Origin of the sequence: Labrys sp. WJW (assembly GCF_001676615.1) — a bacterium.
Lineage (GTDB): Bacteria > Pseudomonadota > Alphaproteobacteria > Rhizobiales > Labraceae > Labrys > Labrys sedimenti.
Window position 1 is genome coordinate 66,958 of sequence record NZ_LYXZ01000013.1, and the last position, 20,827, is coordinate 87,784.

At 61.0% G+C, this 20,827-nt stretch carries 18 protein-coding genes; 16 read left to right on the plus strand and 2 right to left on the minus strand.

Annotation, left to right across the window (positions count from 1 at the left end; translation table 11 throughout):
* Positions 1 to 9 precede the first annotated feature (9 nt).
* Positions 10 to 1,497, minus strand: coding sequence for a M81 family metallopeptidase (locus BA190_RS08020; protein WP_068285009.1), 1,488 nt, complete (start codon positions 1,495 to 1,497; stop codon positions 10 to 12).
* Between the two features lie 26 nt (positions 1,498 to 1,523).
* Positions 1,524 to 2,684 (minus strand): ROK family transcriptional regulator, encoded by a 1,161-nt coding sequence (locus BA190_RS08025; protein ID WP_082979560.1) that lies wholly within the window; start codon positions 2,682 to 2,684, stop codon positions 1,524 to 1,526.
* A 252-nt stretch (positions 2,685 to 2,936) separates the two neighbouring features.
* Here BA190_RS08025 and BA190_RS08030 point away from each other — a divergent pair, with 252 nt between their 5' ends.
* The 16 genes from BA190_RS08030 to BA190_RS08105 all read left to right on the plus strand — a co-directional run bounded on the left by BA190_RS08030 (position 2,937) and on the right by BA190_RS08105 (position 20,780).
* Positions 2,937 to 4,211, plus strand: a complete 1,275-nt coding sequence (locus BA190_RS08030; protein WP_068285011.1) for an ABC transporter substrate-binding protein — start codon at positions 2,937 to 2,939, stop codon at positions 4,209 to 4,211.
* A 121-nt stretch (positions 4,212 to 4,332) separates the two neighbouring features.
* Positions 4,333 to 5,244, plus strand: coding sequence for a carbohydrate ABC transporter permease (locus BA190_RS08035; RefSeq protein WP_068285012.1), 912 nt, complete (start codon positions 4,333 to 4,335; stop codon positions 5,242 to 5,244).
* Positions 5,244 to 6,062, plus strand: a complete 819-nt coding sequence (locus BA190_RS08040) for a carbohydrate ABC transporter permease (protein ID WP_068285013.1) — start codon at positions 5,244 to 5,246, stop codon at positions 6,060 to 6,062. Before BA190_RS08035 ends, BA190_RS08040 begins: the two co-directional genes overlap by 1 nt.
* A 28-nt stretch (positions 6,063 to 6,090) precedes the next feature.
* Complete coding sequence (locus tag BA190_RS08045) at positions 6,091 to 6,507, plus strand: gluconate 2-dehydrogenase subunit 3 family protein (protein WP_162275066.1); 417 nt, start codon at positions 6,091 to 6,093, stop codon at positions 6,505 to 6,507.
* On the plus strand, positions 6,504 to 8,147 hold the full coding sequence (locus tag BA190_RS08050; RefSeq protein ID WP_068285015.1) for a GMC oxidoreductase: 1,644 nt from the start codon (positions 6,504 to 6,506) through the stop codon (positions 8,145 to 8,147). Before BA190_RS08045 ends, BA190_RS08050 begins: the two co-directional genes overlap by 4 nt.
* A gap of 186 nt (positions 8,148 to 8,333) precedes the next feature.
* Positions 8,334 to 9,440, plus strand: a complete 1,107-nt coding sequence (locus BA190_RS08055; protein ID WP_068285017.1) for a GSU2403 family nucleotidyltransferase fold protein — start codon at positions 8,334 to 8,336, stop codon at positions 9,438 to 9,440.
* A gap of 207 nt (positions 9,441 to 9,647) precedes the next feature.
* The gene (locus BA190_RS08060) at positions 9,648 to 10,841 is read left to right on the plus strand and encodes a DUF932 domain-containing protein (protein ID WP_068285300.1); all 1,194 of its coding nucleotides are present in this window, start codon (positions 9,648 to 9,650) and stop codon (positions 10,839 to 10,841) included.
* Between the two features lie 175 nt (positions 10,842 to 11,016).
* Positions 11,017 to 13,137: a ParB/RepB/Spo0J family partition protein gene (locus BA190_RS08065; RefSeq protein WP_068285018.1), complete on the plus strand. Its 2,121-nt coding sequence runs from the start codon at positions 11,017 to 11,019 to the stop codon at positions 13,135 to 13,137.
* Between the two features lie 70 nt (positions 13,138 to 13,207).
* Positions 13,208 to 14,242 carry a toprim domain-containing protein gene (locus BA190_RS08070; protein WP_068285019.1) on the plus strand — a complete coding sequence of 345 codons (1,035 nt, stop codon included), beginning with the start codon at positions 13,208 to 13,210 and terminating at the stop codon, positions 14,240 to 14,242.
* Between the two features lie 337 nt (positions 14,243 to 14,579).
* Positions 14,580 to 15,515 carry a DUF2493 domain-containing protein gene (locus BA190_RS08075; protein WP_068285302.1) on the plus strand — a complete coding sequence of 312 codons (936 nt, stop codon included), beginning with the start codon at positions 14,580 to 14,582 and terminating at the stop codon, positions 15,513 to 15,515.
* A 93-nt stretch (positions 15,516 to 15,608) separates the two neighbouring features.
* Entirely contained in the window at positions 15,609 to 15,920 is a 312-nt protein-coding gene (locus tag BA190_RS08080; RefSeq protein WP_068285020.1) for a hypothetical protein, read from the plus strand.
* A 975-nt stretch (positions 15,921 to 16,895) separates the two neighbouring features.
* Positions 16,896 to 17,297 carry a single-stranded DNA-binding protein gene (locus BA190_RS08085; RefSeq protein ID WP_068285021.1) on the plus strand — a complete coding sequence of 134 codons (402 nt, stop codon included), beginning with the start codon at positions 16,896 to 16,898 and terminating at the stop codon, positions 17,295 to 17,297.
* 358 nt (positions 17,298 to 17,655) lie between these two features.
* Entirely contained in the window at positions 17,656 to 18,405 is a 750-nt protein-coding gene (locus tag BA190_RS08090; protein ID WP_068285022.1) for a transporter substrate-binding domain-containing protein, read from the plus strand.
* Positions 18,406 to 18,601: 196 nt separating this feature from the next.
* Entirely contained in the window at positions 18,602 to 19,297 is a 696-nt protein-coding gene (locus BA190_RS08095; RefSeq protein ID WP_068285023.1) for an ABC transporter permease subunit, read from the plus strand.
* A complete protein-coding gene (locus tag BA190_RS08100; protein WP_068285024.1) occupies positions 19,297 to 19,989 on the plus strand; it encodes an ABC transporter permease subunit in 693 nt (230 codons plus the stop codon). Before BA190_RS08095 ends, BA190_RS08100 begins: the two co-directional genes overlap by 1 nt.
* Positions 19,990 to 20,030: 41 nt before the next feature.
* Entirely contained in the window at positions 20,031 to 20,780 is a 750-nt protein-coding gene (locus tag BA190_RS08105; RefSeq protein ID WP_068285026.1) for an amino acid ABC transporter ATP-binding protein, read from the plus strand.
* Positions 20,781 to 20,827: the final 47 nt, after the last annotated feature.

A 20,827-nucleotide genomic window follows, 5' to 3' on the forward strand; every position in this document is an offset into this window, starting at 1 on the left:
TCGGAGGTTTCAAGCGGTGTAGAGGGCGCTGGCTGCCTGCCAATCGAAATCCTCGTCGAGCGGAATGGCCGGCCGGTTCAGCGTCTCCCATTGCAGGCGGGTCATGTCGAGCTGAGAGGTGCCGTCACTGAGGAGGAGAACATGCCTTGCGCGGATATCCTCAAGCTGAGGATGGAGATAGCCCAGCTTGACCACATAAGCTTTGTGCGCGGTCGGATCGATGCCCATCGCGCTGAAGTGATGCGGCGTGGTGATGCCGATCGAGCGCGCGTGAAACGTGGCCCGTACCGCTCCAATGCTGACATGCGCCCAGGCGCTTTCGACCGAGCGATAAGGTTGGAAGCCGGGTAGCACCAGCGCGTCGCCACAGGCTTCCACCCTGGCGCGGACCCGCGTCGAGGTCTTTGGTCGGGAGATATGTTCGGCACCAAGTTCGATCTCCACTTCGGCGCCGACCCCCGCCGCCACCAGCTTTTCAACCGTCAAAGGTGCGGTGATGCCGGCGATGACGACATCGCCCATGGCTGTATCGCGTAGCGCCGCCTGTAGGACGAGCGTGAGATCACCGGCCGCACCTGCGGTGGTGTTGTCGCCGGAATCGGAGACATAGACAGGCTTCTCGGGACAGGTGACGGCGAGCCGCAAGCCCTCCGCGACCTCTGCCGTTTCCATGCGCAGCTTGAACTCGTGGCGCTGCGCCCAGATACGCTCTGCGAGGGCGATGGCCTCGCGCTTCGCCACATCCGGATCGCCTTCGCTGACCGCGAATGCCGTTACCGCAGTCCAGGGACGATCGTTCCAGGCGAACCCCACCAGGATGTTGCTCTCCATGAGGCCGTCGCGCCCGTCCAGCGCCGCAAGATCGCCATAGAGCCGGTCGGCCGGTGGCATGCCGGTGACGGCGGTTTCTCCAGGGACCAGGATGGGAATGCTGACGGCTGCCTTGCGTGGCTTCAGGCCCTGCCGGATCACCCGCAGGAGCTGGTCCGCGGCGCGATAGCCTGTTTGCCGGTCATCGCGATGAGGGACCGTGCGCAGTACGCTGAAGACCGTGGCGGCGCGCAACAGATCCGGCGTCATGTCCCCGTGCAGGTCGAGCGAGACGCCGATCGGCATGTCCGGACCCACGGCGGCGCGGATCGCACCAACAAAGTCGGTATCCGCATCGCGGCCGAGATCGGCTACTTCCAGCGCACCGTGGTTGGCCACCAGCACGCCGTCGAAGGGACCTTGCTCCTGAAGCAGGCGCAAGGTCTTGTCCTTGACCTTGCCATAGGCATCAGCCGTCATCGCGCCGCCGGGCAGGGCGGTAACCCAATAGAGGGGCACGGCCTCGACGTCCGAATCCGCCCTCAGGCGATCGAGCATGCCGCGGATCATCCACACGTCACCCTCGGCGATATCGCGGGCGGAATAATGCTGCAATGCATCCCAGTCAGTGGGCTGCGGCGAGGCCAGCATGATCTCGATCGACAGACCGGCGATTGCAATACGCATGGACGGATTCCTTGGTGAAGGTGCGCTCAGGGAAGAACACTGGAGGATTCGAGGCCGGTCACGCCATCCAAGGCGAGGGCAATACCGCCGAGGTAAGGTTTGGCCGCGGAGATTTCCGAGAAGATCACCTGACTGCGTGCATAGATCGAAGGATGGGCCTGGCGCTTGAGCGAAGGTTCCAGGCTTGGGCGCAGATAAGCTTCGGCCCGGGCCATGTCGCCGCCGAGCACGACGACCGGAGGATTGAAAGTATTGACCAGATTGGAAAGGGCGGTGCCAAGGACCTCGCCGGCGAGGGAAAAAGCGTCTAGTACCGCCGGATCGCCCTCTTGGGCGAGGGCCAGAATCTCTTCAATTGCATGGATAGGGCGGCCACTTACCACGCTGGCATGCGTGGCGATTGCGCTTTCCGACAGATATGCCGACAGGCATCCTGCACCACCGCAGGAACACAGCCGCCCATGCGGCACGACCTTGATGTGACCAAGTTCGCCGGCAAGTCCCTCGGCGCCAAGATAGATCGAGCCGCCAAGAAACAGTGCCCCGCCGACACCTGAGCCCGAGAACATGTAGACGAAATCGTCGATATCGACGCAACTGCCGAACATGCGCTCAGCCATGGCGGCCGCCTTGCCGTCGTTGCCGACATAGATCGGTACGCTGACCGTGCGCTGAAGGCGCTCCAAGACCGGAATGTCATGCCAGCCGAGAATGGGAGCATGAACCAGACTTCCGTCATGGCGAACAAGGCCCGGCAATGAGACACCAACGCCCAGCAGCGGCATCGACCGCAGATTGTTCCCGATCACCGCTTCAATGCCTTCGGCCACACGTTCTTCCAGTTTCCCGGCGGCTCCGTCGAAGAATTGGCGCAGATGTGCCAGCGGCGCACCGTCGAGCCCGGCAGCGACGATGGCGATCTCCCCTGCCTCCACCTGTACGCCCACCAACAGGCCGGCGTCGGGCGAAATGGAAAGCCCTTCGGTGGGGCGGCCTGGCCGGTTTCCTGCCGTCCGCGCCGAGCGCAAAATCAGGCCCAGCTCGTCAAAGCGATTGACGATGGAGGAAACGGTCGACTTGTCGAAGCCGGTCTTGCGCACGATATCGCGCTGCGAGGTCTGGGGCTCGACGCGGATGCGATGGAAGATGGCATTGGCGTGATAGCGCCTTATATCGGAGACCTTCACCAGCAGGGCGACCTTTTTCTATATTTAAGAAAAATTCTGGCGGAAGCGTATGGCGCTGTCAATGCCCCGAGGCCTTATTTGATTGAAAATCCACCAATCTGACTGAGTTTACGAAAATTACGTCTGTCATTGGTAGGGATGGGCGTTGACAGGGCTTGAGATTCAGCGCAGTTTTTCTTCACTAAAGAAAATATAGCACCCAAGGCCTTACGTTTGCGGATGCGAAGAGAGAGCCACCGTCTGGAGAAGATCATGCGAACCCTGAGATGGGCTACCGCCCTCGTCGCCGTCCTCGCCTCGTGCGCAGTTGCAAAGGCTCAGGACAAGCCGGAAATCTGGAACTACTACGCCGCAGGCTCGGAAAAAGCCGGCATGGATGCACTCATCGCCTATGCCAACAAGCACAATCCACAGGCCTCGGTCGCGAGCCGGGTTATCCCCGGCAATGTGGTGGAGCTTCGCCGGCAGTTGCAGACCTCGCTGATGGGTGGCAAGCCGCCAGCGGCCTATCAGAGCTCGATGGCCTCCGAACTGAAGACGTTTGTCGATGGCGGCAGGCTTCATCCGCTCACGGATGTCTGGAAACAAATCAATGGAGACAAAATATTCCCGGAAGGTGTGCAGCGTGCCGTAAAGATAGATGGCATACCATATGGCATCCCCTTCGATTTTTCTCTCATCAACGAAGTATTCTATAACAAGACGGTCTTCGAAAAGCTGAAGATCAATCCACCGAAGAATTGGGACGAATTCGTTGCAGCCTGCGGCAGCCTGCGCAAGGGTGGCGTCGAGCCCATGGCCAATGCCGGTGGACCGTTCTGGAGCCTCTACAACTTCTATGCGCCGCTGGTTTCGACCGTGGGCGTCGAGGGCTACTATAAGATCGCACGCGGTGAACTGGCCTTCGAGTCCCCCGAGTTTCGCAAGGCTCTCGACCTCTACCGCCAGACCATGGTGAGCTGCTACGCCAAGAACTGGAGCGGCAAGACCTGGACGCAGGCCTCCGACGATTTGGCCAATGGCAAGGCCGGCATGTTCATGATGGGCATCTGGGCAGCCGCCTACCTGCAGAAGGCCGGCATGGAAGCTGGCAAAACGTTCGATCTGTTCCCAGCACCCGGCACCGAGGACAAGGTCATCTTCCAGATGGATGCCTTCGCCGTGCCGGACGGTCCGGCCGACAATATCAAGACGGCCGAGAGTTTCATCAAGGCGGCAGCCAGTGTCGACGGCCAGGCAGCCTTCGCTGTGCCGAAGGGGTCTTTAGCTCCCAATATCGAGGTCAGTCCGAAGATCTACGGTTATGCCAGCGCGAAATTCGCCGAGCAGTTGGCCCTTGCCTCCAAGAGTCAGGCGGTGCTGCCGAACCTGTTCTTCCTGCTGCCGCCGGATGTCGGCGCAGAGCTCGGCAACCAGATCGAGCGTTTCGCTATCGATCCATCCCAGGCCAATGAAGATGGCATGATCTCTGCCCTTGAGGGCTTGCGTAAGGAGGCGATCGCCAACAACGCCTATGTCAAATGGTGAGTTGGCGCTTGTTCTGATGCATTTGCCAGAAGGCCGGCCGGTTCTCCCGGAAAATGCCCAGGGCGCGCCCGGTTCTCTCCCGCCGGCGCGCCCTCCAATCCCACGGTAGGCAGCGATCCGTATGGCAAGTTTCACGCGCGTCTTCGGCCTTCAGAGGTCTACAATCGCTTTCGGCGCCTTCCTGGTGCTGCCCGTCGCTCTCTTCCTGCTCTTCTTCATCTATCCGATCGCTCAGACCCTCTACATCTCCCTGCACGACTGGAACGGTATCGCTCCGACGATGCGCTATGTCGGTTGGCGCAACTACGCGACGCTGGCAAGCCAGCCTCGCTTCCTGCACGCTCTTGCCAACAACCTGTCCTGGCTCGCTTTCATGTTGATCTGTCCAACGGGGCTGGGTCTCCTGTTGGCAGCCCTGCTTGACCGGGGCATCCGGGGTGAACGCTGGTTCAGGATCTTGTTTTTCTTGCCTTTCACCATCCCGGCGGTGGCGGTCGCGGCGATTTGGCGGTGGGTCTACGAACCCTCGAGCGGCCTGCTCACCACGATGATGGCACTGATCGGTCTTGGTGACCTGGCACAGAACTGGTTGGGCGATCCCAAAATCGTCACCTATTCATTGATGGGCGCAGTGCTGTGGTGGACGACGGGCTTTGCCTTTCTCGTCTTCTTCGCTGGTCTTCGCAACATCCCTGAGGAATTTCTGGAGGCTGCACGCATCGAGGGTGCAACGCCCTGGCAGGTATTTTGGAAAGTCAGCTTTCCGCTGCTGTGGCCCTCCACCATCATCGTGCTCGGTATCTTCGCCATCGACGCCATGCGCCTGTTCGATGTGGTCTGGGCCACCACCAGCGGTGGGCCGGCTTATTCCTCCGAGGTCCTGGCGACGCAAATGTACGACGTTGCCTTCGGGCGCTTCCAGATGGGGCAGGCGAGCGCCATCTCCGTCTATCTGTTGGGCATCGCCGCCGTGTTCATCATGCCGTACATCTATTACATGTCAGGCCGCGTGGCCGATAGCGAGGCCGAGTGATGGCCAGTGCTCTGCCGCAACGCCGGATCGCCGCTTATGTCGTGGTGCTGGTCTTCGCAGCCCTCTTCCTGGCGCCTCTTGTCCTGGCGCTGTCGACCTCGCTGAAATCACCCGAAGAAATCACCCGCGTCCTGGCCCCGCCTTTGTCTTTGCACGTGCAGAACTACGGTGTCGCCTTTTCCGAGATGGGGCGCAGTTTCCTCAACTCGCTACTCATCACGGCGCCTGCGGTGGTGCTCTCGATCCTCATCGGTTCGATCGCCGGCTATCCACTGGCGATGACGCGGGGGCGTGGTGGCAAGATCGTCTATTTCGTGCTGCTCTCCGGCATGCTCGTCCCTTTTCAGATCGTCCAGATTCCGCTCTTCGTGATGATCCATGCGATCGGCCTCTACGACACCATTCCCGGCATGTGGCTGGTTCATACCGCCTACGCGGTCCCCTTTTGCACATTCTTCATGCGCAACTTTTTCTCCTCGGTGCCGCGATCGATGTTCGAGGCAGCCCGGATCGATGGCTGCACCGTCACCGGTTATTTCTGGCGCCTGCTGCTGCCGGCCTCGACCTCGGGCCTGGCGGCGCTCGCCATCATCCAAAGCCGTGCAATCTGGAACGATCTGCTCTTTGCCATCACGTTAACGAGTAGCGACAATGCCCGCCCGGTTACAGTCGCCATCGCCGGTTTCACCAGCGGCACGCAGGTGGAATATGGACCGCTGATGGCGGCGACCGTCGTTTCCACCCTGCCGGTGATGCTGGCCTATCTGGCCTTCCAGAAATCCTTCGTGCGAGGGCTGCTCGGTGGCTCCGGCAAGTGAGTTCGCGGATCTGGGGAGCCTGAAGGCGGTGCTCGATCGCATCATCCCGGGTGACGATTTTCCCTCGGCCTGCGAGGCGGGCGTCGATCGCTTTATCCTGGCTCTATGGTGGTCAGGAAGCGAACCGTCCGCCGGCCTTGTCGCCGAAGGCCTTGTGGCGCTGGGCGAAAAATGCCTGGCAGCCCATGGCCGAGCTTTTGTCCGCCTCGCGAGTGCCGAACAGGATGCTGCTCTGGTGGAAGTTGCGATGAAGCCCTGGTTTCGCTGCCTCTGCGAATTGGCGGCCGAGGGCTATTATGCGGACCCAGGCAACGGCGCAAACCCCGCGGCCAGGTCCTGGGAGATGATCGGTTATCGTCACGGCTTGCCAGAAGGCCCCGCCGGTCCGCCCGCCGGTCCGCCCGCCGATAGCCCTGAAGTGGTGATTGGGAAGTTACGGGCATGAGCGCTTACGATGCCGTCATCGTGGGTGCCGGCGCAGGCGGTTGCATCGCAGCCTGCGTGCTGGCCGAAGCCGGCAAGCGCGTGCTTCTGGTCGAGCGGGGCAGGTTACGCAGCTATTCCGACAGTGGCCACCGCGATCATCTGAGAAATCACCGCGTTCAGCGCTATGGCCTCAATGCCGGTCCTTATGTCGATGGCAATCCGCGCATCCACGTCGATGCCAATGGCGAGGAGCGCCTGGTCCGCCCGCATGAGGAAGCCTACAGCGCCAATGCCTCTGTGGTCGGCGGCGGCACATTGCTTTATGGCGGCCTTGCCTGGCGTTTTCATCCTGGCGATTTCCGCATGGCTACTCTTTACGGCGTGCCTGCTGGCTCTTCTCTCGTCGACTGGCCGTTCGGTTATGAAGAGCTGGAGCCATGGTACGATCGGGCCGAATGGGAGATAGGTGTCGCCGGTCTCGGCGGTGCCAACCGACATGAGGGAGCGCGATCGCGAGGTTATCCGATGCCGCCGGTTTCTCCCAGCGCGTCGACAGGCGTCCTGGGACGTGGGGCTGCAGCCCGCGGCATCGGCACCTTTCCGCCGCCACTTCTCATCAACACCGTGCCCCGCTCCGGGCGGCGGGCCTGTGTGGAGTGCGGCTCGTGCGTCGGCTTTCCTTGCCCGAGCGACGCCAAGAACGGCACGCACAACACCGCGCTTCCCCGGGCCCTGGCAACCGGGCTATGCGAGCTCCTGACAGATACTGTCGTCGCGCAAATCAATACCAACAAAGGGGGGTGCGTCACCGGCGTCGACGTCCTCGAAGCGAAGGATGGAGACTGGCGGAGGCGCCGTGTGGCGGCGCGCAGCGTCGTGGTCAGTGCCGGTGCCATCGAGACGGCTCGCCTTCTGCTGCTGTCGGCCAGTGATCGTGAACCACACGGCCTGGGCAATGGTCGCGATCTGGTCGGCCGCAATTTGCAGGGCCACACCTATCCCATCAGCTTCGGTCTGTTCGAAGAGGTGGTGGAGACGTCATACGGGCCGGGCGTCACCATTGCCAGCTGTGACTACAATCACGGTAACGAAGGAATCGTTGGCGGAGCCATGCTGGCAGACGACTTCGTCATGACACCGGTCGAATTTTGGAAGACCGCCCTACCGCCGGATTTGCCGCGTTACGGCTTGAGTGCCAAGCATTTCATGCGCGACGGCTATCGGCATGTGACTCAGTTGCGCGGACCTGTCCACGAAATTCCGACGCCTGATTGCCGGGTTACTCTTGCTCGGGCGCACCGCGATCGTTGCGGACTACCCGTAGCGCGGCTTTCCGGCCTCACCCATCCGGAAACCCGACGGACGGCGGCCTATGTTCGGGAGAAGGCGGATGCTTGGCTGAAGGCCTCCGGAGCCATCAAGGTCTGGGGCATGATTCCGCCGCCTCGGCTTTCCGGGGGACAACATCAGGCCGGCACGGCACGGATGGGCGTCGATCCGTTGCACTCAGTCACGGATGTCCATGGCCGCGTTTGGGGGCACGACAATCTTTATATATGCGATGGCTCCTTGCACCCGACCAATGGTGGATTCAACCCCGTGTTGACCATTATGGCTCTGGCTTTTCGTGGGTCTGCACATCTGGCTGACAACCTGTAGTACCTGATCTCTGGGTGACTTTGATCAAGCCGGCTTTCGGCCTATTAGAGGGATAACGCTGATGGCTTGGCAGAGGCCAAGAACTCTGAGGTCGTTATAAGAATTTTGTTAATTTCTTATAACGACCTTGCCTGTGTAATATGCCCCGCCTATAAGAGAATAAGATATTTCTTATAGGCGGGGCATATGAAAACCATTGACCTTGCCTACCGCACCATGTTCGCCGAACTGGTGCAGCGCAGCCTCGATGCATCGTTTGAGACCGATTTCTCAACGGCCGGCAATTTTGTGCGGGTGCCGGTCAAGGGCAGGGACTATTGGTATTTCGAACAGACGCAGCCAAGGAAAACCCGCAAATATGTAGGCCCCGCGAACGATCCCGATATCGCCAGAAGGGTCGAGGCCTTCCAGGAAATCAAAGGTGATCTGCGCGCCCGCCGCAGGCTTGTTTCCTCCTTGACCCGGGACGCCGGCCTGGCGGCACCCGATCGCTTCACCGGTGACATCGTGGAGGCAATGGGCAACGCCGGCATATTTCGTCTACGAGGACTGCTCGTCGGCACGGTTGCTTTTCAAACCTATGCCGGCCTGCTCGGCGTCCGCTTGCCCGGTGCGTCATTGCAGACGGGCGATGCCGACTTCGCCCAGCACTATTCGGTGTCGTCGTCGCTCGAGGATACCCTTCCCCCTGTTCTCGATATTCTGAAGGCGATCGATCCCAGCTTTCGGGCAATTTCCCACCGGCTGGATCCGGCGCGTGTGACGCAATTCGAGAATGCCGCCCGTTACAGGGTGGAATTCCTCACACCGAACCGCGGATCTGATGACGATGCCGATCACGCCAGCCCGATGCCGGCTTTGGGAGGTGCGTCAGCCCAGCCCTTACGCTTTCTCGACTTCCTGATCAAGGAGCCGGTGCGGACCGTCATGCTCCACCGATCCGGCGTCCCGGTCGTCGTGCCGTCGCCGCAGCGATATGCGGTGCATAAATTGATTGTCGCCTCACGGCGGCAATCGGATGCCGGCAGTGCTGCAAAGCGTGAAAAAGACATCCAGCAGGCGAGCCTGCTGATCGAGGCCCTCGGCGAAACCCGCTGCGGGGACGATCTTGCCGAAGCCTTCACCGAGGCTTGGAATCGGGGCCCGAACTGGCGTGCAGCCATCCAGCAAGGCTTGAACGGGCTGCCAGAAAGGCAAAGAATTTCAGCCTTATTGACGATCCAGGTCGGCCTGGCTTCGATCGGCGCAAAACTGGATGGCTTCAACGAGACGGGATCGGCCGCAAAGACATGACAATGCCCTCGATAGTCGGGCGTGCGAGGGAAGCTGACGATTTAACTATCGATCGGAAAGCATTCGTCCGTCCTTTCGTCGATGCCGGTGTCCCCCTGCATAAGGCGGTGCCGTAGCGCCCGTTAGAGTGAGAGAGTGGATGGGATTTTCGTGACGGGTTGAGGGTCGGGAGAGAGGTTTCCGGCGCCCGTCATGGAGATTGGTTCCATGACCATTGAGGTTCTTGATAGCCGTCGCGACGCAAGCGGTGGATATAAGGTCGATGTCAGCCGCGGTGAACGGATCGGCCGTGTGTCTTCCGAGTGGTTCTCGCGCCCTGGCGACGAGCGCTATCTGTCGCTATCGGAACTCGGCCTTGCCGTTCGAGAGAGGACCGAGCGCAGCCGGACGCGGGTGATCGAGAGCGCGCTGATCCACGTTGAGGCAAGCCGGGAGGATCCCGAGCGGATGTCTCTCATCCTGCCAGGTGTGGATAGGCCCGTCGCACCCACCCATTGGAGCTTCGGCCAGCTCGCAAGCCAGGTCGGAGCACCGGCCGCCTATCTGCGTCAGCTCCCAGCGGCGCTGGCCGGCATCAATCTGCAGTATGGTCTGGCCTCTCACCGGGCCGAGCAGATCAAGACGCTGGAAACCGACAACGGCCGGCTCGAACTGCGGGCCGTCACTGGCCCGGACTATGGGCGGATCTATGATCATGAACTGGTCGAAGCCGTGCAGCAAATTGCCGGCAACGGGACTGGCGACACGCGCTGGAAGGTGCCGGGCGTGCTCGACTGGTCGACGGGCATCTACAATCCGCGTGTCGACATCACCAAGGACACGACCACGCTCTATGCCTCCGATCGTGACGTCTTCCTCTTCCTGGTCGATGATCTCAACCCCATCGAGGCCGGCAAGCTGCCGGATGGATCGCCAGATCTCTACTTCCGTGGATTCTACTGCTGGAATTCAGAGGTCGGGGCAAAGACGCTTGGGATGGCAAGCTTCTATCTCAGGGCCGTGTGCCAGAACCGGAACCTGTGGGGGGTGGAGGATTTCGAGGAGATCACTATTCGCCATTCCAAATATGCCGCTTCGCGCTTTGCCCATGAGGCCGCGCCTGCGCTGCTCAACTTCGCCAATTCGTCGCCCACGCCGTTCGTCAACGGCATCAAGGCGGCGCGCGAGCGCGTCGTGGCGAAAACCGATGACGAGCGCAGCGAGTTCCTGCGCCGCCGCGGCTTCTCCAAAACAGAAACCGGCAAGATCATCGAAACGGTGCTGGCCGAGGAAGGCCGGCCGCCCGAAAGCATTTTCGATTTCGTGGCCGGCATCACCGCTGTGGCTCGCGACAAGCCGCATCAGGACGCACGCCTTGATATGGAGGCGAAAGCCAAGAAGCTTCTCGATAGGGCGGCGTGAGGGACGCTGCGAAGCCGGCGATGACGTTCGTGTGTTGTTGGCTTTGCCCCTGGTGTCCGACCGGCCTGCCTGTCGTGATTGCGCTGCCCTCTTAGAGTGAGAGGGTGGCGCTTCGCTTCGTGACGGATTGGGATTCGAGAGAAAGGCTCTCGGCATCCGTCGCGGAGCAAACATCATGGCGAATGCCACTCGGAAGATCAGCCTGTCGTCCGCGCGCGACATCCCCTTCGACAAGCTGGTGCTGAGCCAAGCCAATGTCCGGCGCATCAAGGCGGGCGTCTCCATCGAGGAACTGGCCGAGTCGATCGCCCGTCGCGGCCTGATCCAAAGCCTGCATGTGCGGCCGGTGCTCGATGCCGACGGCCAGGAAACCGACCTATTCGAGGTGCCGGCTGGCGGCCGCCGCTACCAGGCGCTGGAGTGGCTGGTGAAGTACAAGCGTCTCAACAAGACGGCACCGGTGCCTTGCGTCGTGTCGGAAGCGGACAGCGAGATCCTTGTCGACGAGATATCGCTTGCCGAGAACATCGAGCGCGCTCCGTTGCATCCTCTCGATCAGTTCCGGGCCTTCCTTGCCTTGCGTGAAAAGGGCATGAGCGAGGAGGCAATCGCCGCCGCCTTCTTCGTGCCGGTACAGGTGGTCAGGCAGCGCCTGCGCCTTGTCGCGGTTTCGCCGATCCTGCTCGAGGTTTATGCCGAGGACGGCATGACCCTGGAACAGCTGATGGCCTTTTCGGTTTCGCAAGACCATGCCCGGCAAGAGCGGGTCTGGGAGACCATCCGCGACAGCTGGCAGAAGGATCCCTACCGGATCCGGCGCTTGCTGACCGAGACGACGGTGCGGGCGTGCGACAAGCGGGTCCTGTTTGTCGGCATCGATTGCTATGAAGCCGCCGGCGGTGTTGTTCTGCGCGATCTGTTCGAGGACGACGCCGGCGGTTGGCTCCAGGACGCCGGCCTGCTCGATCGTCTGGTTGCCGAGAAGCTCAAAGCCGTTGCTGAGGAGGTTGCGGCCGAGGGCTGGAAATGGGTCGAAGTATCCGTGAACCTGCCCTATGGCGCCACGCTTGGCCTGCGTGCGCTGCTGGGCACAGTGCTCGGCCTGACGCAGGAGGAACGGGTTGCAAGTGAGGCTGTGCAGGCGGAATACAACGCCCTGTCCGAGCAATATGAGGGCATCGAGGAACTGCCGGAGGAGGTCGATCAACGTCTTGGCGAGCTGGAGGAGGCGATGGAGGCCCTCGATACGCGTCCTGTCCGCTATGACACCGCCGACATCGCCATCGCCGGCACCTTTGTCAGCGTCGCTGCCGATGGATCTCTTTCAATCGATCGCGGCTATGTCCGCCCGGAGGACGAGGCGTCGAGTGCGGATGAAGGCAGCGAAGCGGATGCCGAGCGCACGGAGTGCGAACAGGCCGACGTGGCGTTCCGAGATGGGGTCGTCACCATCGATGGAGAACGCACCCAGCCCATCGAGGCTGAAGACGATGACGAGGGCATCAAGCCGCTTCCCGAGCGTCTTCTCGTCGAGCTGACGGCCCACCGCACGCTAGCCCTGCGCGACGCCGTGGCGCGGCATCCCGAGGTTGCCATGACGATGCTGCTCCATAGGCTCGTCTCCGACGCCTTCCAGCATCGGGCGACGACGGGGTGCCTGGAGGCTCATGTCCGCCATGTCTTTTTCTCCGCACAGGCCGATGACCTCAAGGACAGCCCTTCGGCCAAGGCCATCGCCGAGCGTCATGAGGCTTGGCTGCAGGATATCCCGGCCAACGATGATGTCCTGTGGGACTGGCTCATCGGCCTCGATGAGGCCAGTCGCATGGCCTTGCTCGCGCACTGTGTCAGTTATGGGGTGAACGCTCTCCAAGAGAAGCCGAACCCCTATGGCGGCCATGGCGTTAGTGAGCTTGGCCTCAAGACCCGGCTTGCCCAGGCTGATCGGCTGGCGCAAGCGACAGGTCTCGACATGGTCGAAGCCGGATGGCGCCCGAGTGTTGCCAATTATCTTGGTCGGGTAACCAAGGCTCGCATCTTGGAGGCTGTCGTCGAGGGCAGGGGACAACATACCGCCGATCGCATCCGGCACCTCAAGAAGGGCGAGATGGCAAACGAGGCCGAAACCCTGCTCGCCGACGCCGCCTGGCTCCCCGGGCCGTTGCGCTTGCCGATTGCCGAAGCCAGCGTCGAAGAAACGGCGGCAAAGGACGGCATAACGGCCGTGGCCGATGAGGAGACCATCGGCGATAGTGATCGGGCGATCGAAGCCTCCCACACGCTCGCGGCGGAATAATCCGCCACCCCGACTTGGCTCGACTGGCCCGCCGGTTCAGCCGGTGGGCCTTTTTCTTGGGGAGGCTGCCATGAGGAGGACACCGCATGATCTGGCATGTCATCTTGCCGAACACGCCGAGGCAGTGTGCCGCCATTATCTATCGGCGGGCCGCCGGCGGGGCCACTACTGGCAGGTCGGCGACATTAGCAATACGCCTGGTCGCTCGATGTTCGTCCGGCTGCACAATTCGTCCAAGGGGCCCGCCGGCAAATGGACCGATGCCGCCACGGGCGAGCATGGCGACTTGCTTGACGTGATCCGACTGTCGCTCGGCTTAATCGACTTCAAGGATGTGGCCGAGGAAGCATGCCGTTTCCTCAGTCTGCCCCATTCCGAACCGGAGGCGCCGAGGATGCCGGCCGGTAGCGCGTTGAATGCTGCGGCGGGGTCGCCCAGAGCGGCGCGGCGCCTTTTTGCAATGTCGCAGCCGATTGGCGGCACGCTTGCCCAGGTCTACCTGCACGGGCGTGCGATCGCCGCGCTCGCTGGTGCTACCGCTCTTCGCTATCATCCGCGCTGTTACTATAGGCCTGAGGAGTATTCGCCCAGAGAGGTTTGGCCGGCGATGGTCGCCTCTGTCACCGACCTCGCCGGACGGCAGACCGGCGCGCACCGCACCTGGCTCAGCCTGGACGGTGCGGGCAAGGCCCCCGTCGAGACACCGAGGCGGGCGATGGGCGAGCTCCTTGGGCATGGCGTACGCTTCGGTATTGCCCAAGACGTGCTCGCGGCGGGTGAGGGCATCGAGACCGTGTTGTCGCCTCGCCAGGTCCTGCCCAACATGCCTATGGTGGCGGCGCTTTCAGCCACACACCTTACTGCAATCTTGTGGCCTCCAAACCTGCGCCGGCTCTATGTAATTGGCGATCGCGATCCCGCCGGAGAGGGCGCCAAGGACAGTTTGGTCGCCAGAGCAAGGGGTGTCGGGATCGAGGCGATTGCCCTGTCGCCGATATGCGGAGACTTCAACGAGGATCTGCGCCGGCACGGCATCGGCGTTCTTCGGGACGTCTTGAAGCAGCAGATTCACCCTGATGACATCGGTCGGTTCATGCAGGAGTGAACAGGCCGGCGGTGAGACGAGGTGCTACGTCCTGTCATCTCAACCTGCCGTCTCCGATCACCATCGGAAGCAACCTTTGTCGTCAGTGAGTCCGGCGCCCATGGCCTTCTGAGAGGGCGATCGGCCCACAAGCGGGCCGGTCGGGCAATGGCACGGTGCGCCCGCTATTTTCCGTCGGCGGGGCAAGCCCCGCCTTTGCATCGCGAAGCAAAATAGCAGGCGGGCGGCCATCAAGGCCCTCGCGCGAGCGCGAGGACTGCCAGTCCGTCCCGCTTGAGGGCTTTCGACGCCTGCGAAGGCCGCGATGGGCGCGGTCTCCGGACAAGGGGCGCTCCCGATGACAAACGAAGCCGATGCCGCTGAATTCGAGCCGATCCACACTTCGTCTCCCACCGACCAGGTCCTCGACGAACTCCAGCTCTATGGTTGGCGTCCCCATCAGGATGAACCCGATGCGAGGCCGCTACCCGAGGCCAATCAGGTTGCCGCCGCGGTCGCGGATATCGTCGACGCTCTCATAGCCACGCTCAGTGATACTCGCCTTGAACCCGACCTCGATGAGCTGCTCTGGGGAACCGCCAACCTCTTCCATCGAGCCGCGAGCCGAGTTGAGCGCGAGCTCGACGATAATGAGCAGGCGCAGCGCCGGCTCCAAAGCGAACAGGACGGCAGCGAAGTCAAATCCGTCGAACTCGAGCGCCGTACGGCGGAGGGGCAGACACTGATCGAGCGACGCAACGGCATGGAGCTCTTCCGCGATCTCGCCGCCGAAGCCTTTGAGCACCACACCGGCAACGCCTGGCGGCTGCGCACCGGCTCGAAGGTCAACCATCGCAACCTGACCGCCGCCATGATCGATAGCCGCGATTTCGTTGCCGCCAGGCGTCGAGCCGAGACCGAGGTGATGCTGCCGGCCGGTCCCAAGGTTGCCCTGACTGGCGGTGCCGACTTCAACGATCATCATCTGATTTGGGCACGGCTCGATCAGGTTCGTGCAAAGTATCCGCAGATGGTGCTGATGCATGGCGGTTCGCCCAAGGGTGCCGAACTGATCGCTTCGCGCTGGGCCGATCATCGCAAAGTACCGCAAATCGCCTTCAAGCCGGACTGGACCAAACATGGCAAATCCGCACCGTTCAAGCGCAACGATGCCATGCTGGATGTCCTACCGATCGGAGTCCTCATCTTCCCCGGCACCGGGATCCAGGAGAATTTGGGCGACAAGGCACGCAAGCTCGGCATCCCGGTCTATCGTTTCGCACGCGGCGCGTGAGCGTCGTCTTTCCACCAACGCCATTGGAATATGAGGCGTGAAAGCTCGAGCTTACGAGGCGTTCATTTGACAGGAGTTCTGCGGCAGACGAGCATGTCTGCTCGTTTCACGGAGATATCGCAGATGATAAATCAGCTAATTGCCGCGATATTCCTGGCGAGTGCGCTCTTTGCGATCAAGCCGATGTGCGATCGGAATCGTGCAAGATATCTGCGCGGTGAACGCGTCGAAGGCCTGATCCGGACAGCCCGGCACAGGCCGGCGGAGATCGCTCTCTTGCTGGCCTTTGTCGCCTCGGTCGTGGCTTATTTCTACGCCGCCTCATTGGCCTCCGCTGCCGCACAATCCGCGGCGCCAGCCTTACAGCATATCTACTATGGCTTTTCTAAACTATTGGCCATCTGAGTGTGGTCACCGCGCTCTTGCCGAGGTTTCTGCAAGATCGAGGTAGAGGGAAGCCCGGCCGAGGATGGACGAATGGCTCTCGGCCGGGCCAACGCCGGCGACCGATGGTGAAATGGCACGCCGACAAAGCTTCATATCAGAAGAGTTGTGGCGAAAACGTGCATTGAATTGAACGGTGGGAATTTCATGCATGGTTATGGTCGCCGATATTGCAGGTTACATACCTTCGCCCTGGTCATGACGAATTTGAACGTCTTCAGCGTGCGATTTCGCTACGCCGGCCTGATGGCGGCGGTCCGCTGCTTCGGTGCAAAGCTAGGACGGTTTGCCCTGTAAGGCCTTGAGCCTCTCAGTCAAGAGAGAAGTCCGGCAGTTCATGCAGTTCCCAGGTTCGGTGTGCTTGGCCTGGCTTAGGAAGTCCATCATTGGTGTGGGGCCTGCCAGTATTTGAGGCCAATGCTCCGCTGGTCGGTCCACTTTGCATTGAGAATTCCGGATGCAGAAACCTTCATCGTCGCTTCGGCAATGCGCGTGGATCCAACGTCCGCCCGTAGCGTTGGGGGCGGTCACGCAGTGTCTTGGGCCCGCTGGCTCTGCGCCTCTGTCCCGAATGCCTTTTCGAAATGCCGGCGCGGTATGTCTGGTAGACGCAATGATCGGCGTCCCTTTGCGAAGAGCGTGTTCAAAGGGGCGTAGCGAGTGATCGGCGGGGATGAAAGACCAGCTGCGTGTCTCCCTGTTCGCGCTCTCGAAAGCACCAATCCCTCCGACTGACTAATCCCCTAAGTCCGTTCGGTTTCCGGCCGCAACCCCCGCGGTTCCGCACCGTGTTGCCGCGCAAGCGCGGCTGCCCGCGCCACTGCGGACCTTGGGGGTCGAGCTGCCGCTTAAGGCGGCAGTGCAGGCGTCTCCCGTCGGCCTTGTCCGGGTCTCGTCGGAGGGAATGGTCCTTTCGAGCAGCAACGGAGACCTACCATGCAGAACATCGTCATTCTCGCCGGCAACATCGGCCAGGCTCCCGAAACCCGCACCACCCAGGGCGGCACCAACATCACCCACTTCACCCTGGCCACCTCGCGTCCGCGCTACTCCGAAGGCAAGATCGTCCGCGACAAGGACGGCTACCGGGTCCAGGACACCGAATGGCACCGCATCACCGCCTTCAACGGCCTCGGCAAGACGGTCCAGGACCATTGCGCAAAGGGCATGAAGGTCCTGGTTCGCGGCCGCATCCACTACACCAAGTGGACCGACCAGGACGGCAACGATCGCTACGGATGCGAGATCATCGCCGAAACCGTCGACTTTCTGAGCCGGGCCAAAGCGGCCGACAACGGCAACGACCAGCAGGACGATGACGCGGAGATCCCGTTCTGAGCCAGATATCACGAGCCCGGCGGCGCAAGCCGCCGGGTTCCTCTGTGTTCCCAGGGTTCCACACTCCGGCTTGCCAGCCGGAACGGAGCGGCCTCGCGCCTGCCGGCGCTGTCGGAGGCCGCGCTTCTCTTTCTCTATGGCGCCCGAGTCTACGGCTCGTTCAGCCAGCCGCAAGGTCGGGCGGCTCCGACTAGGGCGCTCACCGTCAAGCGCTTCAAAGGCACAACTTGCGATGCCAATGCGGCGTCGAAGCTCGGCGCTGATCGATAGTCCAGGCTACTGGGTTTTGCCAGTTGACAATCCGTCGATCCCTCAAGTACTGTTTATTTGTAATTACAAATGAAAATGAGGGGAATCAATGAGATCGCTTCCATCCCGCGTTCTCGCGACGGCGCTTCTGATTGCATCGATCACCGGTGCGCAAGCCCAATCACAACGGGAGATCACAATCGCAAACGAGGGTGGATTCCCTCCGTTCAACATGACGGCTGCAGATGGAACGTTGCAGGGTTTCGACATCGACCTTGGCAATGCCATGTGCGAGATCATGAAGGCGAAGTGCAGCTTCGTAACGAACGAATGGAGCGGTATCATTCCCGCTCTGCTGGCCAAGAAATTCGATGTCATAATAGGCGGCATGGGCATCACCGAAGAGCGCAAAAAGCGCGTCATCTTCAGCGCACCCTATGCTCGCACCTATTCATATTTCGGGGTGGTGGAAGGTAAGGAATTCACCATCACGCCCGAAACCATGAAAGGTAAGGTGATCGGCGTCCAGCAAGGGACGACCAATGCCGCCTATGTCGAAAGAACATATCCCGGCACGGAAATTCGGCGCTATCCGTCAATGGATGCACTGGTGTCCGACCTGAAGGCAGGGCGCGTCGACGTCGTATTGGGCGATATCGAGCCATTCCTCGCAAAGGGCGGCGAAACGCCGAAGATGGTCAATATCGGCGACCCGGTAGAGGTCTCCGAAGGCATCGGCATGGCCTTCCGTCCTGAGGACACCGGGTTGCGCGATGAATTCAACCTGGCACTGCAGACGCTACGCGATAACGGCAAGTGGGCCGAGCTTGCCAAGAAGTGGGGCCCGCCGATCAAGTAGGCGTCGCCAAACATCGCCACAATGGCGTCAGGCTTCAAGACGGCCATCCACTGCTCGAAGCAGGGGCAGGCGGCCGTCAATCTGTTCTCGCAAGTATCAATCCGTTGCTGGCCCATATCCGGAACAGTGGCGCTCAAACCGCACGTTCCGCTGGCGGAGCCGCGGTCGTCGGATCAATTCCTTAAGGTAGTGCTGGATGCTTGAGTATTTGGAAGCGGGTTGGGGCTGGCAATTCGCAAGAGCCTTTGGCGTCAGCCTGACAGTCGCGGTTCTCAGCTTCGCATTCTGCATCCTCATCGGGATCGCACTTACGATCATCGCGAGATCCAGGCTTTGGGGCGCGGCTGCGATCATTAAGCTCTACACCTACATTTTCAGAAGCCTGCCCGACATCCTCCTCCTGCTCCTGATCTTTTACACAGCTGATGGGATCATCAACGGTGCATTGGCAACCATCCCGGGCATGTCTCACCTCACCGTGAACCCACTGGTCCCCGGCATCATGTCGACCTCCATTGTTCTCGGCGCCTATTCGACCGAACTCTTCAAGGCCAGTTGGGCAGACATTCCCCCCGGGCAAAATGAAGCGGGACGCGCGCTGGGCTTCTCGGCTTTCCAGTCTCTCGCCCTGATCATTCTCCCTCAGGTTTATCGGAAGATGATTCCGTATCTGAGTTCGCTTTGGCTGATCAGCATGAAGGAAACCGCTCTTCTGAGCATCATCGGCATTTCAGACATCGTTCGCACCGCCTCCATCGGGGCCCGCTCAACTGGGGCGCCGTTCACCTTCTACGGTATCGCGATCGCCATCTTCATCGTCTTCGCCTTCGCCTCAGCCAAGCTGTTCCACAGGCTGGAAAAGCGCTCGCGCCGGTCCATGGGAGAAATCTGATGGACCTCATCATCACCTACGGCAAGGAAATCCTGGGCGGACTATCGACCACCCTTGCGCTGTTCATCATCTCGCTCGTCATCGGCTTCGTGCTCGCAGCCACCTGCGCCTTCATCCAGATCTACTTCGGCGGGCTGCTGTCGAGGGGCGTGTGGAACCTCATGTTCTGCATTCGCGGCGTGCCCATGCTGCTCGTTCTCTACGTTATCTATTACGGTTTCCCAGTGCTCCCGATCATCAGAGACACAATTCTTTGGGACGTGTTCTCAAGTCCGTTCTGGTGCGCTGTCTTGTGCCTGTCCATCGTCGAGATGGCCTACACGTCCGAGATCATGCGGGGGTCTTATTTTCAAACCCCGAAGGAACAGATCGAAGCTGCCAAATCGCTTGGCCTGAGCGGCTTCCAGACATTCCGCGTGGCGATACTTCCAGCCATGCTGCGCAACGGTTTTGCCGCCTACACCACCGAAGTCATCATGCTTTGCAAATCCACCGCGCTCGCCTTCACCGTTACAGTGATGGACGTCATGGGGTTCGCCAACGAGATCCGCTCGCGCACGCTCGACGTCTACGAACCGCTGCTCAGCGCGGGCGCAATCTACATCTGCATCACCATCATGAGCCGCGTCGCTCTTTCGACGGTCTTTTCGCTGGTCGCCGTTTCCGGCCGCGATCGGATCAGGGCGCTGTGATGGCGCGATCGAACGATGCTCCATTGGAGAGGAATCCGGCAATGGCCGAGAGTGATTTTGTGAGATCTGTCGAAATCGAAGGCATGAGCAAGTGGTTCGGCGATTTCCAGGTCCTGACCGACATCAATCTGACCGTGAAGGAGGGCGAGAAGATCGTGGTCTGCGGGCCTTCCGGATCAGGGAAATCGACGATGATCCGCTGCATCAACGGTCTGGAGCCATTCCAGGACGGTGCCGTCAGGGTAAACGGCATCGCCTTGTCGCAAAAGTCGAGGGTGCTCGATGCCGTCCGCAGGAATGTCGGCATGGTCTTCCAGCAGTTCAACCTGTTTCCCCATCTCACGGTCCTCGAAAACTGCACCCTGGCGTTGAGGTGGGTCCACAAAATGCCGCGCAAGGAAGCCGAAGACCTTGCGAAGCACTATCTGGCATGGGTCAGAATTCCTGAACAGGCGGGCAAGTACCCGCGCCAATTGTCGGGAGGCCAGCAACAACGCGTGGCGATCGCGCGATCGCTGTGCGCCAGGCCGAAAATCCTGCTCTGCGACGAGCCGACATCCTCCCTCGATCCCGAGATGGTGAAGGAGGTGCTGGAAACGCTCGCCGATCTCGCAGATGACGGGATCACCATCATCTGCGTCACGCATGAGATGGGGTTCGCCCGCAGGATCGCGGACCGCATCATCTTCATGGATCAGGGGAAGATTGTCGAAGAGGCGGCACCCTCCGTGTTTTTCGGCAATCCGCGCGAAGCGCGCACCAGGCAATTTTTGGAGCAGATTCTCCACTGAGTCTCGGCCTGGCACGACGATCGACCAAGAATCCAAGCAATTTCGTA